This is a genomic window from Rhodococcus ruber, assembly GCF_027270735.1.
GTDB lineage: Bacteria > Actinomycetota > Actinomycetes > Mycobacteriales > Mycobacteriaceae > Rhodococcoides > Rhodococcoides rubrum_A.
The window spans coordinates 663,208-681,377 of the sequence record NZ_JAPWIJ010000002.1; the positions used below are offsets into that span (position 1 = coordinate 663,208).

Below are 18,170 nucleotides of genomic sequence, written 5' to 3' on the forward strand. Positions count from 1 at the left end.
TGCGGAATATATACGGACCCTGGTCCGCTTGTGTACTATGAGCATTGAAACTTCAACCCACTAGGAGTCACCATGACCACCGCCATCGCACTTCCCGAGCTCACCGCAGGCACCTGGGCCATCGACGCAACCCACTCCACCGTCGGATTCACCGTCCGCCACCTGGTGGTCAGCAAGGTCCGCGGCCGTTTCCAGGCCTTCACCGGAACCATCACCGTCGACGCCGACGGCACCCCGTCCGTCGACGCCGAGATCGACGTCACCTCGATCACGACCGACAACGCCCAGCGCGACGGCCACCTCAAGACCGCCGACTTCTTCGAGGTCGAGAAGTTCCCCACCGCAACGTTCAAGTCCACCTCGGTCAAGGCCGACGGCGGAGACTTCATCGTCACCGGTGACTTCACCCTTCACGGCGTCACCAACTCCATCGATCTCAAGCTCGAGTTCAACGGCGTCAACGCCGGCATGGGCAACGGACCGGTCGCCGGCTTCGAGGCGAGCACCGTCATCAACCGCAAGGACTTCGGCATCAGCATCGACATGCCCCTCGAGGGCGGCGGCGCAGTCGTCGGCGACAAGATCACACTGAACCTGGAAATCGAAGCCGGACTGCAGGCGTAATTCGTCAGCTTCCTGCCCTCCCCCCTTCCGGATCCCCCCTCCCCCCTCCGGATCCCCCCTCCCCCCCTCCGGATCAATGCGGCTTTGTTGCAGTCCAAGCGACTGAAACCCACATTGATCCACGCCGGGTGGACCACCGAACGGCCCGTATCGCATTCGCGGTACGGGCCGTTCGCTGCAGGTGTCTACAGTGGGGCGCGTGAAGTTTCGATCCCCCGCAGTTGCTGCCGTCCTCGACCTGCTGATGGTCCTGCTGTTCGCCGCGATCGGCCGTCGCAGCCATGCCGAGACCACCGCGCTGTCCGGCCTCTTCCACACCGCCTGGCCGTTCGTCGTCGGTGCGGCCATCGGCTGGATCGTCACATTCGCGCTGTACCGCAACAAGTTCGACGCGTTCCTCATCGTCCCGACGGGCATCGTCGTGTGGGTGATGACGGTCGCGGTGGGCATGGTGCTGCGGGCACTGACCGGGCAAGGGACAGCTGGGTCCTTCATCATCGTGGCAACTCTGTCCACGGCAGTTCTGTTGCTGGGTTGGCGAGCGCTCGCCAAATTCATCCCCTCGGTTCGGTGACAGGGGCCTCGACGCGATAGGATCATCCACGGTGCGCCGGGAAGTCTGGTCGGCAACTGTTCTGTGCTGCGCACATGCCCTTCCACTCGACGGGTTCGCACGGCACGACGTTGCTATCGAAAGGCCCTGTCACTGTGTCTGATTCACCAAGTCCGACTGGTTCATCCACACCGAAAGCACGATTGCCGCTGTTCTCCCGCGGTTCGTGGTCCGAGGCCGACCGCGTCGCGCAGATTCTCCGCAAGGAGACCGTCGGTGGCGCATTGCTCCTCGTCGCCACTCTTGTCGCGTTGATCTGGGCCAACTCACCCTGGTCCGCGGCATACGACTCGCTGATGAGCACCCGCGTCGGGCCCTCGGCACTGCATCTCGATCTGACGCTCTCGACATGGGCCGCCGACGGGCTGCTGGCCATCTTCTTCTTCGTCGTCGGACTCGAACTCAAACGCGAGTTCGTTGCCGGTGATCTGCGCGATCCGGCACGTGCCGCATTGCCGGTGGCCGCCGCCGTCGGCGGAATGGTAGTTCCCGCAGTCATTTTCGTGCTGTTCAATCTCGGCACCGGGGACGGCGCACTGCTCGGCTGGGCCATACCCACAGCAACCGACATCGCGTTCGCCGTCGCCGTTCTCGCTGTGATCAGCACGCATCTTCCGACTGCCTTGCGGACCTTTCTGCTGACTCTGGCTGTGGTCGACGACCTCCTGGCCGTCAGTGTCATCGCAATCTTCTACACCGACGACATCAACTTCATCGCGCTCGGACTGACGCTCGTTCCGCTGGCGCTGTTCGCCGTCGCCGTGCAGATGCGTATTCGCTCGTGGTGGGTTCTCATTCCGCTGGCCGTGGTGACGTGGGTGCTCATGCACGAGTCCGGCGTCCACGCCACCGTCGCGGGCGTTCTGCTCGGGTTCGCGGTCCCGGTGATCCGGAGCAAGGCCAACGGCGGCCCCGATGCTGGCCCCGGACTCGCCGAACACTTCGAACACAAGATTCGGCCCATCTCCGCGGGAATCGCGGTGCCACTCTTCGCCTTCTGTGCGGCCGGCGTGACCGTAGGAGGCTTCTCCGGTCTACGCAGTGCCCTCACCGATCCGATCGCCATCGGCATCATCGCCGGCCTCGTCATCGGTAAGGCCATCGGCATCTTCGGCACCACCTATCTGGTCTCGCGCTTCACCCGAGCGACGCTGGACGCCGGTCTGAAATGGCTCGACGTGTTCGGTGTCGCAATGCTCGCGGGTATCGGATTCACCGTGTCGCTGCTGATCGGCGACCTCGCTTTCGGCGAAGGAACTGAGCGCGACGACCACGTCAAGGTCGGCGTGCTCACCGGGTCGATCATTGCTGCCACCATCGCCTCGATCATTCTGCGAACCCGCAACAAGGCGTACCGGGACTTCTACATCGAAGAGACCCGCGACGACGACCACGACGGCATCCCGGACGTGTACCAGAAATAGGAGTAGCGATCGTTGGAATCCGACCGCTCCGGTGACACGATGAGTCCGTGAGCGGAACCCTGCGCGAACTGTTGACCCGGCACACCGATGCCGGACTGATGCCGGGGGCGGTAGCGCTCCTGGGTGGCCCTGATACGGAACCCGTCGCGGTCGGGTCATCGGCGGTCGGCGGTCCACCGATGACAGTCGACGCCATCGTCCGGATTCAGTCGATGACCAAGATCGTCACCAGCGTGGCCGCCCTGCGGCTCGTGGAGGCGGGCCGACTGACGCTCGACGACGACGTCGTGCCCTGGCTTCCCGAACTCGCCGGCCGCCCCGTACTCACCCGCCCCGACGCTGCGCTCGACGACACTGTTCCTCAGGGCAGACCGATCACGTTGCGGCACTTGCTCACCAACACCAGTGGGTACGGGATTCAGATGGGAGACACCCCGCTGGCCCGGGCGATGAGGGACAACGACACGGAAGCCGGCCCCGCGCCGTCTCCGCTCGGCGCGGACGAGTGGTTGGCACGCATGGCGGATCTTCCTCTGGCTTTTCCGCCAGGTACCGGGTGGCGCTACCACCACGGCTTCGCGATTCTCGGCATCCTCGTCTCTCGCATCGTCGGCCGGTCTCTGCAGGATCACCTCCGCGACGACCTGTTCAAGCCACTCGACATGCCCGACACCGGACTGTGGGTGCCGACCGACCGATGCCATCGCCTGACGGCGGCCTACCGGTTCGAGGACGGGTCGTTGATCGAGACCGAACCGGCCGCAGGCGGGCCCTACGCGGGGCCGCCCCCTGTCGACGTGAGTCACGGCGAGTTGGTGTCGACGGTGACCGATTTTCACCGCTTTCTTCGTGCGATCGCGACGCTGGTGTCGACCGAGCACTCGGAGCTGATGACACACGACCAGGTACCCGCGTCGATCAAGACCGACGAGAGTTTCTTCCCGGGCTTCTGGTCGGGCACAGGGTGGGGATTCGGCGTCTCGGTCGTCACCGAAGGAGATCACCTCGGTCGGTACGGCTGGTCCGGCGGGCAGGGCACCGACTTCTTCGTCGACCCGGACGGCACAATCGGCATCTTGCTGACGCAGACCGAGTTGTGCGAGGCCACCTTCGCGCTGCTGTCGGAGTTCCAGAAACTGCGCTGACAAGACCTACGCTGAGTCGATCGCAGCGCCTACAGTTGCCGCCGTGATCGAGAACCGGTTTCGGGCGTGACGCAGCCGCTGGCCCGTCGACTCCGCCTTGTCGATGCCATCGTCATCGGTGTCGGCTCGATGGTCGGGGCCGGAGTGTTCGCGTCGTTCGCCCCGGCGTCGGCCGTTGCAGGTGCAGGCCTGCTCATCGGTCTTGCCATCGCCGCGGTCGTGGCGTTCTGCAACGCCACCTCCTCCGCGCAGTTGGCCGCCCAGTACCCGACTTCGGGTGGCACGTACATCTACGGTCGTGAACGACTCGGCGAGTGGCCGGGGTTCTTGGCCGGGTGGAGCTTCGTCATCGGCAAGACCTCGAGCTCGGCGGCCATGGCACTGGTGTTCGCGGCCTATGTCGCACCTGCCGGATACACCGAACTCGTTGCGATACTTGCCATTATCGCGTTGACAGCGGTGAACTACTTCGGCATCACCCGCACGGCCATGCTGACGAAGATCCTCGTCGCCGCGGTGCTGACCGTCCTCGTCGTGGGGGTGGTCCTGGGACTGGTTGGATCCTCCGGGCCGCCCGTCGATGGACTCGACTCGTTCACCGAGAAGGGGTGGTACGGCATTCTGCAATCGGCCGGTCTGCTGTTCTTCGCCTTCGCGGGCTACGCGCGCATCGCCACCCTCGGCGAGGAGGTCATCCGTCCCGAGCGCACCATCCCGCGCGCGATCGTTTCCGCCCTCGGTATCGCCCTGCTGGTCTACGCGGTGGTTGCACTGACGCTGTTGTCGGCCCTCGGCCCCGAACTCCTGGCCTCGTCGTCCGCGCCACTGGTCGATCTGGTCGTCGCTTCGGGACATTCATGGGCCTCGCCACTGATGCGGATCGGTGCCGGCCTGGCTGCGCTGGGAGCGTTGCTCGCGCTGATCGCAGGCATCGGCCGGACCTCGCTGGCGATGGCCCGCCACCACGACCTTCCTTCGTATCTGACCGCCGTCCATCCGCGCTATTCGGTTCCGCACCGGGCCGAGATCACGCTCGCCGTGATCGTCGTCGTGCTGGGCCTGGTGGTCGATCTGCGTGACGCCATCGGCTTCTCGTCGTTCGGGTTGCTGCTGTACTACCTGGTTGCGAACCTGAGCGCCTACACCCAGGACACCGAGAACCGGCGGTACCCGAAGGCTCTGCAGATCGTCGGCAGTATCGGATGCATCGTCCTGATAGCCACGCTGCCTGCGACGTCCATTGCCGTCGGAACCGTGGTGGTCGTGCTCGGTGTCGCGTATCGGCTCGTCCGCGTTCGGCAACTGTTCACTTGACGCCTGATTCGGTATACGTCAATATAGACGAATGTCGAATCAAGACCTACCCGTCGACGGCGAATGTTGCTCGCCACTGATCCGTGAGCCCCTCACCGTGGACTGGGCTGGAGATCTCGCCCGCATGTTCAAAGCACTGGGTGATCCCGTCCGCCTGCGGCTGCTCAGCCTCGTCGCCAGTCACGCCGGCGGAGAAGCGTGTGTCTGCGACATCTCCCCCGCGTTCGACCTCTCCCAACCCACCATCTCCCACCACCTCAAGGTGCTTCGCGAGGCCGGGCTGCTGGACTGCGAGCGTCGAGGCACCTGGGTCTACTACTGGGTGGTTCCAGCTGCCCTGCAACAACTCTCCTCGGTTCTCAGCTCGGCCGACCCGACCGCGGTGATGGCATGAGCACCACCACCGATACTGCCGTAGTCGGCAAGCTCTCCACTCTCGATCGGTTCCTGCCCGTGTGGATCGGCGTGGCCATGGTTGTGGGCCTGCTTCTGGGACGCATGATCCCCGGGCTGAACGACGCCTTGTCGTCCATCTCGATCGACGGCGTCTCGCTCCCCATCGCCATCGGCCTGCTGATCATGATGTACCCGGTACTCGCCAAAGTGCGCTACGACCGCCTCGACACCGTCACCGGCGACAAGCGGCTGCTGATCGGCTCACTGCTCCTCAACTGGATTCTCGGCCCCGCTCTGATGTTCGCTCTCGCTTGGCTTTTCCTTCCCGATCTGCCCGAGTACCGGACCGGCCTCATCATCGTCGGTCTGGCTCGATGCATCGCGATGGTCATCATCTGGAACGACCTCGCCTGCGGAGATCGGGAAGCCGCCGCCGTGCTGGTGGCGATCAACTCGGTGTTCCAGGTCTTCATGTTCGCCTTCCTCGGGTGGTTCTATCTCTCGGTTCTTCCCGGTTGGCTCGGACTCGCGCAGACCACCATCGAGGCGTCGCCGTGGCAGATCGCAAAGTCCGTACTCATCTTCCTCGGAATCCCGCTGATAGCGGGGTTCGCATCGCGCCTTTTCGGCGAACGCGCCAAGGGCCGCGAGTGGTACGAGGAGAAGTTCATCCCCAGGATCGCCCCGTGGGCGCTCTACGGTCTGCTGTTCACCATCGTCATTCTCTTTGCGCTGCAGGGTGATCGAATCACATCGCAGCCGTGGGACGTCATCCGAATTGCATTGCCGCTACTGGTGTACTTCGCGGTGATGTGGGGCGGCGGATACGCCCTCGGTGCCGCGATGGGGCTGGGCTACGAGCGCACCACCACCCTCGCATTCACGGCCGCAGGCAACAACTTCGAGCTCGCCATAGCCGTCGCCATCGCGACCTACGGCGCGACATCCGGGCAGGCCCTCGCCGGCGTCGTCGGACCACTCATCGAGGTGCCGGTACTGGTGGGCCTCGTCTACGTCTCACTCGCATTGCGTAAACGCTTCTCCCCCAGCCTTTCCACGACCACGTCATCCAAGGAATCCTGATGTCCGATACACCAAGCGTGCTCTTCGTCTGCGTCAAGAACGGTGGCAAGTCTCAGATGGCTGCTGGTCTGATGCGCAAGGCCGCAGGCGACACGGTCGAGGTGCACTCGGCTGGGACGAAGCCCAGCGGAACGGTCAACGCACTCTCGGCGGAGGCTCTCCTCGAAGTCGGAGTCGACCTCTCCGGCGAACAACCGAAACCGATCGACCCGGACTTGTTGTCTCACATCGACTACGTGATCACTCTCGGCAGCGAGGCAAAGGTCGATCCGGTCGACGGTCCGATTTTCGAGAATTGGAACACCGACGAGCCGTCCACGCGCGGGATCGACGGGATCGAGCGGATGCGTCTGGTGCGCGACGATATTGCCGGTCGCGTCGAGGAACTTGTGTCCCGATTGCAATCGAGACCACTGACCTGAGTGTCCACTATTTCGTTCCAGAAGCGGGATCGCGCCTCCCGGCCGGAATTGTGGACACTCCTGCACCTGACTATCAGCCGAACGCCTGATACCCCAACCAACCTGCGAGTCCGAGACCCAGAATCCCGACGCCTACGCGCAAAATGATCGGCGAGATCACCTTGACCGTCGGAGGCCCGCAGGCTCCCCCGACGAAGCATCCGATCGCGAGTGCGAGCGCGGCCAGCCAATGCACCTGGCCGGAGAACGAAAAAATGATTGCTGCAATGAGATTGGCGATACCGAGAAAGAAGCTCTTCAGAACGCTTGCACGCCAGAAGGTATCCGACGTGCAGATCAACGCCAAAGCGAGGAAGATGACTCCGGCCCCGGCACCGAAGTAACCGCCGTAGATCGCGACGGCGAACAATGCCAAGGGGTAGAGCGTCGGAAACTGTTTGTCACCGGACAGCTTTCGAATTCTCGGCTGTAGCAAGAGCGCGATGGCAGCCATCGCCACCAAGAAGGGCACGACCACCTCGAACGAGCCGTCCGGCGTGGTGAGCAACAGGATCGCGCCGGTGGTGCCGCCGAGCGCGGAGTAGATCGCGTAGCGGACCAGCTGCTTGCCGTCCTTGGCCAGCTCGGCCGAGGAACTCGCCGTAGCGCCGACGCCAGCAGCGACCAGCGCCACTGTGTTCGTCACGTTCGCCGACACCGCGGGCAGGCCCACCGCCAGCAGCGCCGGATAGGACACGAGAGACGCGAGCCCGGTGACGAACCCGATGAGGCCGGCGAAGAACCCGGCCACCACCAGTAGTCCGAAATCGAGCACAGTCACCGGCCAAAGCTACCGTGACTAACTATCTGGCCGACTCCCTGGCCATTCCGCAGACTCCACTCCTGCCCGAAATCACTCGACCGGGTTCGCCATTTCCTGCAGCAACCGACTCGTCATCCGCACTGCCTGATCCCCACCGTCGGCGTCCTCGATGTACACCGCGAAGGCAACGTCGCCACTGGTGGCGAGGACGAATCGGTCGTCGCCGCTCTCCCCAGCGAAGCCCTGGACGCCATCGAACGTATCGAGGCCACTGCTGCTCGACGAGTCGGCGAGTATGCCGCGCAACCGGTTTGTCGCGTCCGTTCCGATCGGCTCGGCTTCGCGATCGGCGACCGCAGTCTGTCCGGCGACGATCATCGGCGTCGGCGCGCTGCCCCGAGAGATCGCGGCTGCCATCTGTGCGAGTCCGAACGGCGTCACGGTCGCCCCGTCCCCGGAGGCCGTGGACACGGTGCGGATGCCGTCGATTGCACTACGACTTCCGGCGGGAGTTCCGGTGTAGGCGTCGAGCCCGGGCATGGAGTAATGAATTCCCAGGCCGAGTCGCGCGGCTGCGTCCTCGCCGCTGTCGTCACCACGATCGGACTGCACAGCCTTGACCAGGTCGGACGCGGTGCCGGCCGGGTAGGAACCACCGAAGGCCACGTCTCCTTGCTCGTTGGCGTAACTGTTCTGTGCCGCACCGATGATCGCACCGGTCGAGGTGGACAACGCCACGATCGACGCGGACGTCCCCGCCATCACCACAGCGTTCTCTGCCGCGAGTTGCACGCGCGGATCGAGCGTCGCATGCAGATCCGGCCCACCCGGCCCCTGGAATCCGACGCGTCGCTCGCCGGTTCCGTCGACGGTGTAGGTGTCGACGGCCCAGCCTGCGGTGGCGTCGCGCCCTGCTTGCCATGCGGTGCGCAGAGAATCGAGCACCGGTGAAGTGATGCGGCGGTCGTCGACGATGAGCTTCGGCTGCGGGGAGATCACCACACCCGGCACGGCGCGCAGATCGTCCTCGAGAACGGCGAAGTCGTCGTCACGCAGAGTCACCGCGGTGATCGGCGCACCGCCGGCCGAATTCAGTTCAGCCAGCATAGATTCGGAGGTGATGAGCGGCGCGACGACATCGATGACGTCGGCGAGTTGGGTAGTAGACGCAACCGGATCACTGATCTGCGCCGGGTCGAGGGAGATGGCGTTGATGGTCCGCTCACTCATCAGCACGTTGTTCGCGGTGTCGAAAATCAGCGGCGGCGCGGCGTCGGTACGGGTGTAACGGACCGAGCCACCGGAGGTGAGGTCGGGTACCAGGGTGGCCGGATCCCACGCGATGCGCCAGCCCACGCTGAGTTTCTTGGTCGAGCCCTGTGCGCTGTACTTCCAATCCTTGCCCTCGCCGAAGTTCCACGCCGACGCAAGAGTGAAGAAGCCGCTCTCGTCGGAGAGGTCCATGTACTGGGTCAGGTCGAAATCACCAGTGGACGTGCCGTCGGCCGACAAGCCGTCGAACATCTGGTTCAGAGCCGCTGTCGCGGCGTTCGGGTAGGTCGTGAGCGCGGCGGCGGCCGCGACATCGCGGTTGTCCAGCGCATCGACGAACTTCGAGACCAACACTTCGGCTTCGCTCGGTGGCCGATCGACCATCCAGAACACGGCCGAGACCGTCAATGTCGCCGAGGCTGCCACAGCGACGAGGTAGCGACCGCGAACCTTGCGCGGGCCACGACGGACACGACTCATAGAACTCATGAGTCACAATATTCACTGTAGTCACACGAGTAACAAGCACGGTATTCATACGAGCCGGTCACGATTGAGATACGTCGTGGTCGGTTTACCGCAGAAAACGTCCCGCGGCTTCGATGGCCGGCGTCGAGCTCCCCGCGTTGTTCACGAAGACTGCGAACGCGAGATCGCCGGAAATTCCGACGAACCAACCGTGAGCGCCTTCGTTGTTGGCACCGAATTCGGCGGTGCCGGTCTTGCCCAGCAACCCGGGAATATCGTTGAGAGCCGTGGCCGTACCGCCGGTGATCGTCTCGCGCATCATAGTCTTCAGCTGCTCGGTGACCTGAGGGTTCACCGCTGCCGGCTGCATGTTGCCCACGCCGGGCTCACCTGCGACGACCGTCGGCGGAAGTAAGCCATTGTTCGCGATCGACGACGCCACCAGCGCCATACCGAACGGTGACGCAGTCACCTGCCCCTGACCGATGGCGGATTCGACGCGCTGCGCCGGGGTGTCGGCCGACGGCACCGAGCCGGTAACGGTCGTCAGGCCCGGGGTGACGTAGTCGACGCCGAGTCCGAACTGAGCAGCCGCATCGGTCAGACCGTTCGGTGGGAGAGCAACGCCGAGCCGGCCCATCGTCGTGTTGCACGATTTTGCGAACGCGGTGTGCAGCGGCACGTCGCCGAGATCGAAGTTGTCGTCGTTCGGGATCTGCCTGCCTTCGATGTTCTCGGTCGCCGGGCACGGCAACACCGTGTCCGGGGTGACGGATCCGGACTGCAGAGCAGCCGAGGTGGTGACCGTCTTGAATGTCGACCCCGGCGGGTAGAGGCCGGTCAAGGCGATCGGGCCCTCGGCATCCGCGGCGGCGTTCTGAGCTACGGCCAGAACATTTCCCGTCGACGGCCGAAGCGCGACGATCGCTGCCTGCTGCGGCAACGACGCCAGGGCGTTCTCGGCTTTGAGTTGCAGCGCAGAATCGACGGTGGTCGCGATGTCCTCGCCCGTGCTTGCATCGCGTCCGGCGAGCTGGGTGACGGCACCGTCGGCCGCGACCGCTTGGATCGCCCAGCCGCGATTGGCGGCCTGCTCCTGCTCCCACAGCGTCGTCAGATCACTGAGTACCGGCGAGACGAGGTTGCGATCGGTGGCCAACAGCCGCGTCTGCGGCGCGAGCGTGACTCCAGGGATGGTAGCGAGCTGGGCACCGATTGGGTCGATATCCGACTGCCTGAGCGAGACGATCGTCGCCGAGTTACCTTGCGCACCAGCAACAGTCGCAGCGACGGACTCGGCCGTGATACCCGGAACGACGGATCCGACGAGATTCGCGACAGCGACGGGATCGGCCGTCGCATCGACGTTGACGAGGGTGACCACCTGCTGCGACATCAGCTCGACGCCGTTGCCATCGAAGATACGAGGCGCGACGAGCGCGTCCGTCGGAGTGAATCGCACCGACGAGTCGGCCGTCAGGCCCGGCACCAACATCGCCGGATCCCAGGTGATCTTCCACCCCTGCTGGGTCTCCGCCGCGGTCGCAGAGGTCGTGTAGTTCCACTCCTTCGGTTCACCGTCCGGTTCGGCGGTGCCGTCACTGGTCGTCGAGAAACGCCAGCCGGCATTCAACGTGAACGTGCCTGCATCCTCGTTGGCGTCGACAGCCTCGAAATCAGGAGTGGCCGTCACCGTTCCGCCGCCCGACAGCCCGTCGTACAGCGCGGTGAGCGCTGCGCTCGCTCCGGTCGGATCGGTGGTCAACGCGGCTGCCTGCTCGATGTTGGAGCTGTTGACCGCCTCCGCGAACTGCTCGGCGACGGTCTGCGGCTGATCGGGCCCACTCTGACCGCAGGCAGCGAGAACCAGCACCAGAACGGTCAGGATGACGGCCGAAGTCGTCGATTTTCTCGATGTGCGCACGACGTCGATCATGCCTCAGGCCACCGACGAACCGATGGTGGCGCGATTCTGGAAATGAGAGTAATTATGTAATCAGTATTACTTCACATCGAGGAGACCTCATGAAACCCAACGGACGCTCGTTCGGACGCCCCGGCGGCTGGCAGCACGCAGACATCCCTAATGCCACCGATGCAGTCGACTGGTTCGGCGGCAGACTCCCCGATAGCTGGTTCGACGGGGACGCTTCGATCGAGGTCGACCGTGAGGAGATCGTCGTCGTCGGCACGCTGCCCAGCGAACAGGACAGTTCATCCGCCGCCGTCGAGGGCCGCATCGCTCGCTTCCGGGAAACGACCCGTGGTGACCGCATCCAGATCGCAGCCGAGGCCGAGAAGCGATACGGCCGCAAGGTCGCGTGGGGAGTTCGGACCGAGACGGAGGTCATCCTGTTCACCCATCTCGCCGTTCCGGTCATGACGCGCCTGCGTCAGCCCGAGCGTCGCGTCCTGGACACCCTCGTCGATGCCGGGGTCGCTCGCTCCCGCGCGGACGCCTTGGCGTGGGCCGTGAAGCTGGTCGGCGAACACACGCAGGAATGGCTGGACGAGCTCCGCGGGGCCATGGAGACGGTCGACGAGCTGCGCAAGAAGGGGCCGTCGGTCTAATTCGATTGCGCGCTGGCCCGGTTCGGGGTTAGCGTGGGTCTTGCCTTGTTGCCCACAGATTCGGAGAGGCCATTGCTCTTCCAAAGGTTCTAGACGCCTGCAGATCGTCCGCATGCACACCTTTGGAGCGCCCATGCCTCATTCATCCTCCCTTTCTGTCTCGAACCTGACGTACTCCTGGCCCGACGGCGACCCCGTGTTCGACGCCATGTCGGCCATCTTTCCAAGCGGCACAACAGGACTCATCGGATCCAACGGTGCCGGTAAGTCGACACTGCTGAAGTTGCTCGCCGGAGATTTGACGCTGCAACACGGTTCGATCTCGATTCCCGGCGTACTCGGCTATCTGCGCCAGGAGGTCGCACTCGACCCCGATATTCCAGTGGACTCGGTGCTGGCCATCGCCTCTATCCGAGAAGCGTTGCACCGCATCGAATCCGGGACGTCCATCGAGGAGGATTTTGCAATCGTCGGGTCCTCATGGGATATCGAGGAGCGCGCACTGGCACTGCTGGACAAGCTCGGTCTCGGCAATATCGTCGGCTCGATCGACGACCTCGATCGACGAGTCGGCACCCTATCGGGCGGCGAAGCCATGTTGTTGGCTCTCACCGCGCAGTTGTTGAGCGAACCCGATGTCCTGCTGTTGGACGAGCCGACGAACAACCTCGATCAGGTTGCGCGAGAACGCTTGTACACAGCTGTCGACGGCTACTCGGGTGTGCTGATCGTCTGCACCCACGACCTGGAACTGCTCGAGCGAGTCGACTCCATCGCCGAGGTGCGGGCAGAGCGCAGCGGAGTCTCGCGGCTGCGCATGTTCGGCGGCAACTATCGGCACTATCGGTCGGTCATCGACGCAGAGCAGGATGCGGCACGCGCAACCGTCCGCGATGCCAAGAACGACGTCCGCAAGCAGGAACGCGAATTGATCGACACCCGAATCAAACTCGATCGACGTCTGCGCTACGGCAAGAAGATGGAAGTGCAGAAACGCGAGCCCAAGATCATCATGGGTGCGCGAAAACGCGCCGCCCAGGAATCGGCCGGAAAGCTCCGCGGAACCCACACCGATCGCGTCGACGACGCCCGATCATCGCTCTCGGCCGCCGAGGATCTCCTACGCGACGACCGCGAGATACGCGTCGACCTCCCGGCAACGAAAGTCCATCCAGGGCAGGTGGTTCTGACGCACGAGGACGTGCACATCGTGGGCCCTGAGCGCATCGCATTGATCGGGCCGAACGGGAGTGGCAAGACCACCCTGTTGCGCAGTCTGGATGCTGCCGGCGCAGAAGTGCCGTGGAAGTACCTGCCGCAGCGACTCGACGTATTCGACGAATCCCGCACCGTGGCCGAGAATGTTGCCGACGTGGCATTGCGCGCGACGGCCGAACAGATTCGGGGCCAACTCGCCCGATTCCTGTTCCGCGGATCCGACGCCGACGCCGTCGTCGCCACCCTCTCCGGCGGAGAACGACTGCGCGCCGCACTGGCGCGAATTCTGCTGGCAGACCCTGCTCCGAAACTACTGATGCTCGACGAGCCCACCAACAACCTCGACATCACGAGCCGACAACACCTCATCGAAGCCTTGGAGACATTCGAGGGTGCGCTGATCGTCGCGAGCCACGATCGGCCGTTCCTCGATGCCATCGCCCCGACCCGCACCGTCGACCTCACCCCCACCTCCGCGTCCGCCGAGTCCGCCGCAGAAGCGCCCACCCTTGGGGACTCAATGTGACATTTGGTGGCCTTTTGGGGGGTCAATGTCACGTCGAGTGGACTCGAAGGAAGACAATCGCGGGGTGGAGTACGCCTCGAATGCAGACGATGGGACACGGATCGCGTACACGGTGGTGGGGTCCGGTCCGCCGTTGTTGATGGTGCACGGCAGTTTTCTGACGCACACGATCTGGCGGACGTTCGGCTATGTGAAGGCGCTGCGCGGAACTCGGCAATTGATTCTGGTCGACAGTCGCGGGCACGGTCGCAGCGAGAAGCCCCATACTTCCGACGCGTATGCCATGACCAATTTCGTCGGCGATCTGACGGCGGTACTCGACGCGGTGGGTGTCGACACCGTCGACTATCTGGGGTACTCGTTCGGAGCCCGGGCGGGCTTGGCGTTGACCGCGGCCAGGCCCGAGCGAGTGCGATCGTTGGCCGTCGGCGGCGGTAGTCACGGCGCTCAGGCGGGCGCATTCGACAGGCTCTTCTTCCCGGGCTGCGCCGACGTGTTGGAGCAGCGCGGCATGGACGGTTTCATCGAGGCGTGGAACAGCCACCGCATGTTTCCGATCGACGCTGGAACCCGAGCGGTGTTCTCCGCCAACGACGCCCAGGCCATGGCTGCGTACATCCGCGCATGCGACGCCGATCTCGGACTACCCGACGAGGTGTTGCAGCACTTCACCCAACCGTCGCTGTTCTACGTCGGCTCTCAGGACGGCACCAGGCTCGACGACACCCGTGCCGCTGCAGCGCTGGTTCCGAACGCCGAACTGCACGTCATCCGCGGATTCGATCATGCGACGACGATGGCCGCCTCCGCAGAAGTGCTCGAACACCTCGAACGGTTCTGGAACAACTGACCTGAGCGTCCACAATTCGCCCCGAGAATCGGGATACCACCTCCGAGAGCAAATAGTGGGCGCTCACGTCACCTCTTCAGCGCAGGAAACTGGTCGTCGCGCCACTCGGTCTCCAGCGGCCCGACGGCCGCGTCCTCGCGGGCGCGTAACTCCACGCGGCGGATCTTGCCCGAGATGGTTTTGGGTAGCTCGAAGAACTCGATACGCCGAATACGCAGGAACGGGGCCAGGTGCTCCCGGGCATACTTGAGGATCTCGAATGCCGTGTCCTCGTTGGGTTCCCAGCCCGACGCCAGTGCCACATACGCCTTGGGGACGGCGAGTCGCGTCTCGTCGGGAGCTGGCACCACTGCCGCCTCGGCCACTGCGGGGTGTTCGATGAGAACGCTTTCGAGCTCGAACGGGGAGATCTTGTAATCGGAGGCCTTGAAGACGTCGTCGGTGCGGCCGACGTAGGTGATGTACCCCTCGGAATCCCGCGCTGCGACGTCGCCCGTGTGGTAAAATCCGTCGGCCATGACAGCGGCGTTGCGCTCGGGGTCCCCGAGGTAGCCGGTCATCAGGTTGAACGGATTCTGCGCCAGGTCGAGGCAGATCTCGCCCTCGTCGGCGAGTTCGCCGGTGGTGGGGTCGACAATCACTACCGGCACTCCGGGCAGGGGCCGGCCCATGGAACCGGACTTGAGCACGGCTCCGGGCGTATTGGCCACCAGCGCAGTGGTTTCCGTCTGCCCGAAACCGTCGCGAATGTTCAGGCCCCACTCCCGCTGCACCGTGGAGATCACCTCGGGATTGAGTGGCTCACCGGCACCGATTGCCTCACGGAGCGAACCCCCGCCGCCGGTGAGGTCAGCTTGAATGAGCATGCGCCACACAGTCGGCGGCGCGCAGAAGGTCGTCACTTCGACGCGGCGGATCTGCTCGAGCAATGCCGACGCGTCGAACTTGCCGTAGTTGTAGATGAAGATGGTCGCCTCGGCGATCCACGGCGCGAAGAAGCAGCTCCAGGCATGCTTGGCCCAGCCAGGTGAGCTGATGTTCAGGTGCACGTCGCCCGGACGAAGCCCGAGGAAGTACATGGTGCTCAGATGTCCTACGGGATAGGAGATCTGAGTGTGCTCGACGAGCTTGGGCTTGCTGGTGGTGCCGGAGGTGAAGTACATCAACAGGCGGTCGTCGGGTGCAGTGACGGACTCGAACGGCCGGGCCTCCACGGAACGAGCATCGGAGTAATCGAGCCAGCCGTCGTGGGCTGAGGTCGCGATGCGCAGATAGTCTCCGGGCACGTCGTCGAATTTGCCGGTGTCCGAGGGATTCACGATCACCGCGCGGGCATTGCCGCGCACCACCCGATCGGTCAGATCGCTCGAACCGATGGCCGTGGTGGTCGGCATCAGTACCGCTCCCAGCTTCATCACTGCGAGCATCGACTCCCAGAGTTCGACCTGGTTGCCCAACATCAGGATCACCGAGTCGCCGCGGCCGATTCCCTGTAATTCGAGCCACCGAGCCACCTGATCGGAGCGACGCGCGATGTCGTCGAAGCTGTACTTGGCCTCGCTGCCGTCTTCTTCGACGATCCACAGCGCGGTGCCGTCGTTGCCGCGGGCAATCGCGTCGAACCAGTCGATCGCCCAGTTGAACCTCTCACCGAACGACGGCCACTCGAAAGTGTCGACGGCTCGGTCGTACTCGCCGTACGCGTCGAGCAATAGATCGCGAGCGTTCCTGAATGCCGTGTATGCCGACTCGGCCATGTTTCCTCCTGCGCCTGTGATGCCCATCACCGCCACGGTAGGGGAGATGAACAATCCCTCGCTACCCCTGAACGGGGGTGGCAACTCGGCTAGCCTCGATCACCGTGGCCATCAGATACTTCGCGATCGCATGCGCATTGGGGATAGTCCACGCCGCGTTTTCCGCCTATTGGGCTGCGGGCGGCAGATGGATGCTCGACACCGTCGGTGCATTCGCCACCGAGTGGGTCGACACCGAACCGGCAACGGCACGAACGGCACTGCTGGTGCTGGCACTCGTCAAACTCGCCGCAGCAATTCTTCCGGCCCTCGCGTTCATGAACCGGCCGCGCCTGGCAGCACAGAACCGGACCTGGGTGCCGTCGTTCGTCCTCGGCATATCCTGGCCCGGCTCTGTACTACTGATTCTCTGGGGCGGAGCGTCGTTCGTCGGCGCGGTGATCGGTTTGGTCGTCTCGGACGAGAACCGAGGCGTCAAATACGGTCACCTGTTCTTCGACGGGATCTTCCTGCTCTGGGGTGCAACCCTTCTTACCGCCCTGATCCTGTCCAGAAAAGCCGCGTACCAACCGCGCTAGATCCGCTCCCCCGTCTCCGGGTGGAAGAGGTGGATCGCACCGTCGAGTCGCGTCAGGCCGATGCTCTCGCCGATCTTGGCCGGGGCACGCACTGCCGAACGCGCAACCAAGGACACCGGTCCCCCGTCGAGACCCTTGACCTTCGGGTCGTCCAGGTGCGCGTAGAGGTAGGACTCGCTGCCGAGTTCCTCGATGAGATCGACCTTGCCCTCGAAGCCTTCACCGCCGCCGTGCACGATGCCGAGCTGCTCCGGGCGTAGCCCGACGGTGACGTTGTCGAGACCCAGGCTCGCAAGCTTGGTGAGCTCGTCGCGTTCGAGGGGAAGCAGGAAGCTACCGATCTGCACGCCACCCGAGCCGATGGGCACCGTCATCAGGTTCATCGCCGGCGAACCGATGAAGCCGGCCACAAATGCGTTGACGGGGTTGTCGTACAGGTCAGTGGGAGAGGCGAACTGCTGCAATTTGCCGCCGCGTAACACGGCAACACGATCGCCCATCGTCATGGCCTCGACCTGGTCGTGGGTGACGTAGACGGTCGTGGTGCCGAGCCGGCGCTGCAACGCCGCGATCTGCGTACGTGTCTGGACTCGCAGTTTCGCGTCGAGGTTGGACAGTGGCTCGTCCATGCAGAACACCTGCGGCTCACGAACGATGGCGCGCCCCATGGCAACTCGCTGACGCTGGCCACCCGAAAGCTTGCCGGGCTTGCGGTCCAGGTACTCGGTGAGGTCGAGGATCTTCGCGGCCTCGGCCACCTTCTTTGTGCGCTCCTCGAGGGAGACACCGCGCATCTTCAGCGCGAAGCCCATGTTCTCCCCGACGGTCTTGTTGGGGTACAAGGCATAGTTCTGGAACACCATCGCGATGTCGCGGTCCTTCGAGGGCACACCCACCATGTTCTTGCCACCGATCTCGATGGCACCACCGTCGATTTCCTCGAGGCCGGCGAGCATGCGCAGAGCAGTGGACTTGCCGGAGCCGGAAGGCCCGACCAGAACGACGAATTCGCCGTCCTGAATGTCGAGGTCGAGTGAATCGACGGCGAGCTTGTCGGCACCTTCGTAGACGCAGGATGCCTTCTTGTACGTGATTGCAGCCATGAGA

At 64.1% G+C, this 18,170-nt stretch carries 17 protein-coding genes; 12 read left to right on the forward strand and 5 right to left on the reverse strand.

The genetic code is table 11. The annotated features are described in order from the left end of the window. Window positions 1–72 precede the first annotated feature (72 nt). The 8 genes from O4220_RS06835 (at window position 73) to O4220_RS06870 (ending at window position 7,021) form a co-directional block, all read left to right on the forward strand. Window positions 73–624 (forward strand): YceI family protein, encoded by a 552-nt coding sequence (locus tag O4220_RS06835; RefSeq protein ID WP_269602917.1) that lies wholly within the window; start codon window positions 73–75, stop codon window positions 622–624. 190 nt (window positions 625–814) lie between these two features. After that, the gene (locus tag O4220_RS06840) at window positions 815–1,198 is read left to right on the forward strand and encodes a DUF3054 domain-containing protein (RefSeq protein ID WP_269602918.1); all 384 of its coding nucleotides are present in this window, start codon (window positions 815–817) and stop codon (window positions 1,196–1,198) included. A gap of 182 nt (window positions 1,199–1,380) precedes the next feature. Further along, window positions 1,381–2,661: a Na+/H+ antiporter NhaA gene (nhaA, locus tag O4220_RS06845; RefSeq protein WP_269602919.1), complete on the forward strand. Its 1,281-nt coding sequence runs from the start codon at window positions 1,381–1,383 to the stop codon at window positions 2,659–2,661. 47 nt (window positions 2,662–2,708) lie between these two features. Further along, window positions 2,709–3,806 carry a serine hydrolase domain-containing protein gene (locus tag O4220_RS06850; protein ID WP_269602920.1) on the forward strand — a complete coding sequence of 366 codons (1,098 nt, stop codon included), beginning with the start codon at window positions 2,709–2,711 and terminating at the stop codon, window positions 3,804–3,806. Between the two features lie 66 nt (window positions 3,807–3,872). Next, on the forward strand, window positions 3,873–5,120 hold the full coding sequence (locus O4220_RS06855) for an APC family permease (protein WP_269602921.1): 1,248 nt from the start codon (window positions 3,873–3,875) through the stop codon (window positions 5,118–5,120). 31 nt (window positions 5,121–5,151) lie between these two features. Beyond that, on the forward strand, window positions 5,152–5,514 hold the full coding sequence (locus O4220_RS06860) for an ArsR/SmtB family transcription factor (protein ID WP_269602922.1): 363 nt from the start codon (window positions 5,152–5,154) through the stop codon (window positions 5,512–5,514). Next, a complete protein-coding gene (gene arsB, locus O4220_RS06865) occupies window positions 5,511–6,599 on the forward strand; it encodes an ACR3 family arsenite efflux transporter (RefSeq protein ID WP_269602923.1) in 1,089 nt (362 codons plus the stop codon). Before O4220_RS06860 ends, arsB begins: the two co-directional genes overlap by 4 nt. Then, entirely contained in the window at window positions 6,599–7,021 is a 423-nt protein-coding gene (locus tag O4220_RS06870; protein ID WP_269602924.1) for a low molecular weight phosphatase family protein, read from the forward strand. Before arsB ends, O4220_RS06870 begins: the two co-directional genes overlap by 1 nt. Before the next feature lie 73 nt (window positions 7,022–7,094). Here O4220_RS06870 and O4220_RS06875 read toward each other — a convergent pair whose 3' ends face one another. From O4220_RS06875 to O4220_RS06885, 3 genes are all read right to left on the reverse strand, one after another. Next, a complete protein-coding gene (locus tag O4220_RS06875; protein WP_269602925.1) occupies window positions 7,095–7,841 on the reverse strand; it encodes a sulfite exporter TauE/SafE family protein in 747 nt (248 codons plus the stop codon). Window positions 7,842–7,913: 72 nt separating this feature from the next. Beyond that, the gene (locus O4220_RS06880; protein ID WP_269602987.1) at window positions 7,914–9,575 is read right to left on the reverse strand and encodes an NTF2-like N-terminal transpeptidase domain-containing protein; all 1,662 of its coding nucleotides are present in this window, start codon (window positions 9,573–9,575) and stop codon (window positions 7,914–7,916) included. Between the two features lie 94 nt (window positions 9,576–9,669). After that, on the reverse strand, window positions 9,670–11,499 hold the full coding sequence (locus O4220_RS06885; RefSeq protein WP_269602926.1) for a penicillin-binding transpeptidase domain-containing protein: 1,830 nt from the start codon (window positions 11,497–11,499) through the stop codon (window positions 9,670–9,672). Window positions 11,500–11,588: 89 nt separating this feature from the next. Between O4220_RS06885 and O4220_RS06890 the strand changes: the two genes are divergently transcribed. From O4220_RS06890 to O4220_RS06900, 3 genes are all read left to right on the forward strand, one after another. Beyond that, window positions 11,589–12,134 carry a hypothetical protein gene (locus tag O4220_RS06890; RefSeq protein ID WP_269602927.1) on the forward strand — a complete coding sequence of 182 codons (546 nt, stop codon included), beginning with the start codon at window positions 11,589–11,591 and terminating at the stop codon, window positions 12,132–12,134. A 133-nt stretch (window positions 12,135–12,267) separates the two neighbouring features. Continuing rightward, window positions 12,268–13,878 carry an ABC-F family ATP-binding cassette domain-containing protein gene (locus O4220_RS06895; RefSeq protein WP_269602928.1) on the forward strand — a complete coding sequence of 537 codons (1,611 nt, stop codon included), beginning with the start codon at window positions 12,268–12,270 and terminating at the stop codon, window positions 13,876–13,878. Between the two features lie 37 nt (window positions 13,879–13,915). After that, window positions 13,916–14,728: an alpha/beta fold hydrolase gene (locus O4220_RS06900; protein WP_420030322.1), complete on the forward strand. Its 813-nt coding sequence runs from the start codon at window positions 13,916–13,918 to the stop codon at window positions 14,726–14,728. Between the two features lie 68 nt (window positions 14,729–14,796). Here O4220_RS06900 and O4220_RS06905 read toward each other — a convergent pair whose 3' ends face one another. Next, window positions 14,797–16,512, reverse strand: coding sequence for an AMP-binding protein (locus O4220_RS06905; protein WP_420030323.1), 1,716 nt, complete (start codon window positions 16,510–16,512; stop codon window positions 14,797–14,799). A 77-nt stretch (window positions 16,513–16,589) separates the two neighbouring features. Between O4220_RS06905 and O4220_RS06910 the strand changes: the two genes are divergently transcribed. Continuing rightward, the gene (locus O4220_RS06910; protein ID WP_269602929.1) at window positions 16,590–17,063 is read left to right on the forward strand and encodes a DUF3995 domain-containing protein; all 474 of its coding nucleotides are present in this window, start codon (window positions 16,590–16,592) and stop codon (window positions 17,061–17,063) included. Here O4220_RS06910 and O4220_RS06915 read toward each other — a convergent pair. Beyond that, window positions 17,060–18,166: an ABC transporter ATP-binding protein gene (locus O4220_RS06915; RefSeq protein ID WP_032374789.1), complete on the reverse strand. Its 1,107-nt coding sequence runs from the start codon at window positions 18,164–18,166 to the stop codon at window positions 17,060–17,062. The genes O4220_RS06910 and O4220_RS06915 overlap by 4 nt on opposite strands. Window positions 18,167–18,170 lie beyond the last annotated feature (4 nt).

Bases quoted from the DNA above. Each gene is read 5' to 3' on its own strand.
- O4220_RS06835 (WP_269602917.1), top strand. From the start codon at position 73: ATGACCACCGCCATCGCACTTCCCGAGCTCACCGCAGGCACCTGGGCC.
- O4220_RS06860 (WP_269602922.1), top strand. From the start codon at position 5,152: ATGTCGAATCAAGACCTACCCGTCGACGGCGAATGTTGCTCGCCACTG.
- arsB (WP_269602923.1), top strand. From the start codon at position 5,511: ATGAGCACCACCACCGATACTGCCGTAGTCGGCAAGCTCTCCACTCTC.
- O4220_RS06870 (WP_269602924.1), top strand. From the start codon at position 6,599: ATGTCCGATACACCAAGCGTGCTCTTCGTCTGCGTCAAGAACGGTGGC.
- O4220_RS06880 (WP_269602987.1), bottom strand. From the start codon at position 9,575: ATGAGTCGTGTCCGTCGTGGCCCGCGCAAGGTTCGCGGTCGCTACCTC.
- O4220_RS06885 (WP_269602926.1), bottom strand. From the start codon at position 11,499: ATGATCGACGTCGTGCGCACATCGAGAAAATCGACGACTTCGGCCGTC.
- O4220_RS06890 (WP_269602927.1), top strand. From the start codon at position 11,589: ATGAAACCCAACGGACGCTCGTTCGGACGCCCCGGCGGCTGGCAGCAC.
- O4220_RS06895 (WP_269602928.1), top strand. From the start codon at position 12,268: ATGCCTCATTCATCCTCCCTTTCTGTCTCGAACCTGACGTACTCCTGG.
- O4220_RS06905 (WP_420030323.1), bottom strand. From the start codon at position 16,512: ATGGGCATCACAGGCGCAGGAGGAAACATGGCCGAGTCGGCATACACG.
- O4220_RS06915 (WP_032374789.1), bottom strand. From the start codon at position 18,166: ATGGCTGCAATCACGTACAAGAAGGCATCCTGCGTCTACGAAGGTGCC.